Raw genomic sequence first — 6,492 nt, 5'->3', positions numbered from 1 at the left:
GGCCTCTGGGCGGTACATCAGGCTGTACAGCAAGCCGCCGATGCTGGCGTCGCCCGCCCCCACCGAGTCGACCACCTCGATGATGGGCGGCGCCGCCCGCCATGCCTGCTCGCCCCGGTACAGGGCGGCGCCCTGCGCGCCGCGCGTATACAAATACGTGGCGTGCGGATTCCAGCCGCGCAGCACGGCAAACGCGCCATCGATGTCGTCGTGGCGGAACAGGCCCGCCAGGTCTTCGTCCGACACTTTGATCACGTCAGCCAGCTCCGTCATGCGGCGCAGGGTGGCGTCGTAGCGTTCATCCATCATGATGCGGAAATTCGGGTCATAGCTGATCTTGACGCCGGCCGCCTTGAGTTCCCGCGCCAGCGCCACCAGCTTGCCGGCCAGCGGTTCGCGCGCCAGGCTGATGCCGCCGAAATGCACCCATTGCGCGCCCTGCATCCAGCCGGCAGGCAGCTGCGCCGCGTCGAAATGCAGGTCGGCGCTGTCGTCGCCGATGAAGTAATACGTGGGCGGATGCAGTTCATGCACGATGGCCAGCAGCGGCGACTTCGCGCGGCGCTGCAAGAAACGCATGTCCAGGCCCGCTACCTCCGTGGCAGCGGCCAGCGCGTCGCCAAAGACGTCGAGGCTGACGGCGCCGGCAAAGGCGCTGGGCACGCCCAGGCGCGCCATCACGCGCGCCACGTTCCAGGTCGAACCGCCCACCTGGCTGCTCCACTGGTCGCTGCCGGTGCGCAGCATGTCCGTCAGCGCTTCGCCGGCCGACACAAAGGAAGGGAAAGGGGCGCTCATGCTGCACCGCCGATCACGTTCAGCACTTCATAGCAGGCGCCCATGGTGTGGTAATCGACCTTGCCGGCCGGGCTTTTCTCGTTGCTGATTTTTTGGTTCTCGGGCGTCAAAATGCGGTACCAGGCGCCGTGTTCGTGGTCGACGAAGTGCGTCCAGCTGTAATCCCAGATCTTGTCGTAGCTTTGCCAGTAGGCGTCGTCGCCCGTGCGCGTGGCCAGCACGGCGGCGGCGGCGAAGCTTTCCGCCTGCACCCAGAAGTATTTGTCGCCATCGCAAATCTCGTCCTGCGGGCCGAAACCGTAGTGGATGCCGCCATGCGCGCCATCCCACGCCTTGGCCAGGGCCGTGTCGTACAGGGCGCGCGCGCGCGGCAGCAGCCAGTCGGACGGACCGGCCATGAACCGGCTGTGGCGCTCCATGATCAGCAGCAGCTTGGCCCATTCCGTGAAGTGGCCGGGCTGGTAGCCCCAGGGACGGAAGATATTGCTCTTGTCGTGCAGGTTGTAATCCCAGTCGATAGCCCAGTCGGGCGTGTAGTGCTCCCAGATCATGCCGTTCGCCAGACCCGCCTGGCGCACCGTGATGTTGTGCGCCAGCGTTTCGGCGCGGTGCAGATATCTCGCTTCGCCCGTCGCCTCGAACGCGGCCAGCATGGCTTCGCAGGCGTGCATATTGGCGTTCTGGCCCCGGTAGCCGTCAAGCGTGGCCCAGTCGGCGCTGGCCACGTCCGCATACAGGCCGTGTTCTGGCAGCCAGAAACGCTGCTCCATCAGCTCGAACGTTTCGTCCAGATACGCGCGCGCTTCCTGCATCCCCGCCTGCAAGGCGTGCGCATACGCGAGCAGCACGAAGGCCAGGCCGTAGCAGTGGTTGGCGCCGTCTTCCACCGTCTTGGCGCCGTCTTGCCATGTCAGTTGCCAGGCGTAGCCGCCCGTGGCCGGGTCGCGGTGCACGTCGCGCAAAAAGGCCACGCCGTGGCGCAGGGCCGCCTGGTAATCGTCATCGCCGAAATGGCGGTAAGCCATGGCGTAATTGAAGATGAAGCGCGTGCTGCTGACCAGGTGCCGCGTGGCCGCGTCGTACACCGTGCCGTCATCGAGGATGAAGTGATAAAAGCCGCCGCTCGCATCGATGGCGCGCGGGTGATAAAAGTGCATCGTGTGCAGGATGTGCCCTTCGAGCATCTGCCTGGAGCGGAAATCGGGATTCATGGGTCTCTCATGATATTGTTATCGATAACAATGATGATAGCATGCCGTCTCCACGCCGTCATGCCTGGTCAGGGGGTCTTGGCCAGCCTGAGCTTTTCGCGCCACAGTGCCGCCTGCACGGGGTCGGCCGCCTGTTCCAGCTCGCCCTTCTCGTACACCTTGACCAGCCGGTCCATCGCTTCAACGTCGCCCTGCTTCGCCGCCAGCAGATACAGCGCGAAGGGCTTGGGCGGCGGCCCTTGCCGGGTGGCTCCGCCACGGCCCTGCTCCAGCAGCCGCGCGAAGCCCGTCTGGCCCGGCGGGCTCTTGGCGATGGCCGCCATTTCATACCAGCCCAGGGCACCCTCGTCGCTCTGCGGCACGCCCTGCCCCACTTCATATGAATAGGCGACATTGTTCAAGCCCGGTGGATCGAGCGCCTTGGCCGCCCGCATGTACCAGCCAAATGCTTGCTTGCGCTGCGCGTCATCGTGTGCCGTCATCATCAGGCGGTAGCCGATTTCATTGTAGGCGGGAATAAAACCGTTTTCGGCGTAGAACTTCAGCCAGTGCAGTGCGTGCGCCTGTTCTGCCGGGCTGCTGTGGATGTTTTCGAAATGCTGGGCCACCATGAAGTTGGCCAGTTCCACGCCTTGCGCGGCGCCCTTGCGCGACCAGTATTCGCCCAGCTTGCGGTCCACCGCCATGCCCTGGCCATTCGTATACGCCACGCCGAGGAAGGCTTGCGCCGGACCATAGCCGCCTTCGGCCGATTTCTTCATCCATGCCAGGCCCGCGTCGACGTCGCGCGGCGTGCCCTCGCCCTCGTGCAGCATCTGCGCCAGCTCCAGCTGGGCGGCCGTGTCGCCCCCTTCCGCAGCGCGGCGTATCTTCTCGAACGCGGCGACCTTGTCTGGCGACAGGTCGGCCGGACGGTTGATCACGGCCTGCACTCTGGCGCGCATGTCGTCGAGGCCGGACATGTCGAATTCGGCCAGCGCCGGATGCTGGCGCGGCGCCGCTTCGGCGGCTGGCTGCGCCAGCACGGGCGGCGCCAGCGCCAGGGTCAATAACAATACGATGGTCTTCATTTCTTTTCACTTTCCGCCAGCTTGCCGCGCCATTCGGCGGCGTCTTCGGCATTCGCCGCTTGTCCCAGTTCACCGTTGACGTACACGTCCAGCATGCGCCGCATGGCGGGCAAGTCGCCGCTCCATGCGGCCCGCTCGTACCAGACCAGGGCCAGCTTGTCCGACTGTTTCACGCCCAGGCCCAGCTCGTGCGCGCGGGCCAGGTTGCGCATGCCGGCCGGTTCCTTTTCACGCGCCGATCGTTGATACCAGTGGAAAGCCTCGCCGCGCTCCTGCTCATCGGTGGCTGCGCGCAGCAGGTGTTCACCGAGCCCGTTGTAGGCAGGGATAAAGTGTTCTTCGAGCGCGGCCTTCTTCAACCAGGTAATGGCCAGCGCATGTTCTTCGGCACTGCTGTCGCCGTCGATGAATTCCAGCGCCAGGATGGTTTGCGCCAGCGCATCGCCTTGCGCCACGCCCTTGCGCAGCCAATATTGTCCCTGCACGCGGTCGATGGGCACCTTGCCGCCCACGGTATAGGCCAGCCCCATGGCCGATTGCGCCGGCGCATAGCCGCCTTCGGCCGACTTGCGCACCCAGGCCATCGAGTGCGCCGTGTCTTGCGGCGCGCCGACGCCCAGCTGCAGCATGCGCGCCAGCGCCAGCTGCGCCTCCACGTCGCCCGCTTCGGCCGCACGCCGGGTCTCGGCAAATTCGGCGATGCTTTCCGGGCTATGGGTGGTCACATCGGCCCGTGCCTCGATGGCGATCAGCTGCAGGTCGAGCAAGGTGGGCGAAGTTTGCGCCAGCACAGGCAGCGGCAATAGCAAAGGGATCAGCAACAGTAATTTCCTGGGCATGCGGCGGAGTCGGGAAGAAGAAAACATGCATGGTAGCCGATGCCTGGCCAGATTGGCGCGCACGGCAGGCGAAGTTTGACAGGGGGCGTTGGCAGGCTTACATTGCACGGGCTCACCACTTATACAGGAACACCATGAACCGCCTCGCCACAACCGCCTTGACCCTGCTGCTCGCCGCAGCCTCCGTGGGCGCCAGCGCCGCAGACACCCAGCTGGCCGGCTGCGCCGCCAAGCGCGAAAGCATCCGCAACGAATTGCATCAGGCGCAGGAACAGGGCCTGTCCGACAAGGTCGCTGGCCTGACGCGCGCGCTCGACGAAGTCAACGCCCACTGCCGCGACAGCACCCTGATCGAACGCCACAACAAGAAGGTGCTGAAGGCGCAGGCAAAAGTAAACCAGACGGAGCGTTCGCTGCGCCTGGCCCAGGAAGCGAATAAAGAGCCGAAAAAGATCGCCAAGCTGGAAGGCAAGCTGGAAAAAGCCAGGGCGGAACTGGCCGCCCTGCAGGCGCAGCAGCCCTGACGACAAGCGGCGGCTACCCTGCCGCCTCCAGCGCGAGGCACGTCGTGCAGACGTACGCCAGGCGCAAGGCTTGCGCCGCGCGCGGCGTGCCGACGTAGGCCCCCAGCAGGCCGGCCGGCAAATCCAGGCCCAGCGCGCGCAAGGTGGCGCCGTGTCGCGCCAGTTCGCCGGCCAGCTCGGCTTCCAGCCGTGGCCGGCCGCTACGCGCCTGCAGTGCGAGAAGGTCGAGCACCTGGGCCAGCACCCGCGCTGCCGCCGAGGTTTGCTGCGGCACCGATGACGCCAGGCTGGCGCCCCCCAGGCTCTTGAAAAAACGCGCCAGCGCCGACGGCAGCTTGCCTGTGTCGATCTCGAAATCGAGCGACACCACGCGCAGCTTGCCATCCTTGGCGATGAGCAGCGCCACCGGCTGCCAGCCACCTGGCTCGCCACGCGCGCGGCTGGCCAGCACGGCACGGATATCGGCGCCATCGGCCACGGCCGCCTGCAGCCGCGTGATGCGCGGACGCAGCGCCGGCAGTGCCGGAATCTGCAAGTCCAGGGCGGCGCCACAGGTGTCGAACACTTGCCAATCGAGCCGCTGCCCCACTTCGTCGAGCTGCGGCCGCGCCACGGCCGCCGGACGCAGCACCACGCAATCGACGGGTTCCGGCGTCAAGCCGACGTTGCCGCTCACGAAAGCGGCCAGCGCCGTCCAGTCGCTGAAACCCAGGCTCTGCCAGCGCGCATCGTCGAGCGCCCACAGTGGCGCCGCACTGGCGCGCACCCGGCTGTCCATGGCAAGGCGCCCATCGTCGGCCAGGGACGCGCCTGCCAACTGCCAGCTCGCCTCGCACATATGCCGGGCGCTGCCGGCACCCGTCCACAGGCTGCCCGCATCCCATGCCGATTCGCGCGTAAACGAGCGGTCGCTGGCGTCGGGCCGCGCCAGCACCGCCTGCACGATCCGCCCCTCGCCTCCCTCGGCATGCTGCCAGAACGACAAGGTCAGGCCATGCGCGCCGCCGCGCGTTTCCCACCAATACGCGCCCAGTGGCAGCAGGTCGAGGGGCGCGTCGCCGGCCGCATCAAAGCTGCGCCGCGCCTGTCCGCGCAAGCGCCGCAAGAGCGGGCCAGGCGCATGTTCGAGCGCCGCGCACAAGGCGCTGATGGCAGCCATCTCCTCGAATGCCTGGCGCTCGCTGGCGTGGTAATCGCGCCGCACGAGCAAGTCCAGCGTACCGCCCAGGCCACGCAACAGGGCGGCAAGACGGGGCAGGTTTTCACTGCGCGCCGACATCGTCAGCGCGCGCAGCTGGCCGGCGGCAATCGCGCTGGCATGCGACAGGCCGTTGTCGTACAGCTCACCGAGCAGCCGCCGCACCTGGGCCAGGAACACCAGCTCGGACGTACTCATCCCGGGCGCTGCGGCGGCGGGCGCCGTCGCGGCGCCGTCCGGCCAGGCAAACTCCCGGCCATGCTTGCGCCAGACGCAGGCCAGCGCATACAGGTGCAGCGCCTTGCGCAGGGCGGCCGGGGTATCGGACACCATGGCGTCCACGCCGGCGCCGCGCAGATAGCTGCAGCCCAGTTTCAACAAGGGCAGCTCGATCTGCAGCCTGGCGTTGACGATCGTGACGTCGGCCTGGTCGCCTTCCGCCAGCCAGGCCAGCGCCTGGCGCACCGCCGGCTTGCCCGCCTGCTTGCAGACGGTCGCGCTGTCGAGCGCCAGCACCTCCTCCTGCACGCCGGCCGGCGGCGCATCTTGGACACCGTCCTGTCCATTGTCTTGTCCACTCTCCTGCGGCAGTTCGCGCAGCCACACGGCAGCGGCCAGGATATGCTTGCACATGCCGGGCGCCGGGCAATCGCAGCGGCCCTTCTGCGGCCCTCCCGCATCGAGCAGCACCCGCTGGCCGTCGGCGACCAGGGCGCCGCCCACGTCATCCCGCCAGCCCACCTTGCCCGCCTCGATATCTTTCAGGGCGCGGCGCAGCAGGCCCGCGTTGGCCAGCGTCGCCAGGCTGTCGTCGTCAAAGCTGCGGTACACGGCGTGCCAGCTCATCCCATC

Annotated in this window: 6 protein-coding genes; 1 reads left to right on the top strand and 5 read right to left on the bottom strand. The window is 67.3% G+C overall.

The annotated features are described in order from the left end of the window. The 4 genes from K0F86_RS27020 to K0F86_RS27005 form a co-directional block, all read right to left on the bottom strand. On the bottom strand, positions 1-798 hold a 798-nt coding region (locus K0F86_RS27020), incomplete at its 3' end, for a carbohydrate kinase (protein ID WP_219137201.1). Further along, a complete protein-coding gene (locus K0F86_RS27015; protein ID WP_219137200.1) occupies positions 795-2,009 on the bottom strand; it encodes an AGE family epimerase/isomerase in 1,215 nt (404 codons plus the stop codon). The genes K0F86_RS27015 and K0F86_RS27020, both read right to left, overlap by 4 nt. 68 nt (positions 2,010-2,077) lie before the next feature. Beyond that, positions 2,078-3,079 carry a tetratricopeptide repeat protein gene (locus K0F86_RS27010; RefSeq protein ID WP_219137199.1) on the bottom strand — a complete coding sequence of 334 codons (1,002 nt, stop codon included), beginning with the start codon at positions 3,077-3,079 and terminating at the stop codon, positions 2,078-2,080. Beyond that, positions 3,076-3,900: a tetratricopeptide repeat protein gene (locus K0F86_RS27005; RefSeq protein WP_219137198.1), complete on the bottom strand. Its 825-nt coding sequence runs from the start codon at positions 3,898-3,900 to the stop codon at positions 3,076-3,078. Before K0F86_RS27005 ends, K0F86_RS27010 begins: the two co-directional genes overlap by 4 nt. Positions 3,901-4,052: 152 nt before the next feature. On the opposite strand from K0F86_RS27005, the gene K0F86_RS27000 reads away from it, so the two are divergent. Next, positions 4,053-4,442 (top strand): DUF1090 family protein, encoded by a 390-nt coding sequence (locus K0F86_RS27000; protein ID WP_219137197.1) that lies wholly within the window; start codon positions 4,053-4,055, stop codon positions 4,440-4,442. Positions 4,443-4,455: 13 nt separating this feature from the next. Here the strand turns inward: K0F86_RS27000 and K0F86_RS26995 are convergent. Further along, positions 4,456-6,492 (bottom strand): SWIM zinc finger family protein (locus K0F86_RS26995; protein WP_219137196.1); only part of this gene is annotated, 2,037 nt, incomplete at its 5' end.

Source organism: Janthinobacterium sp. UMAB-60 (genome assembly GCF_900095235.1).
Classification (GTDB): domain Bacteria; phylum Pseudomonadota; class Gammaproteobacteria; order Burkholderiales; family Burkholderiaceae_D; genus Janthinobacterium.
This window is presented reverse-complemented; position numbering and strand designations above follow the sequence as displayed.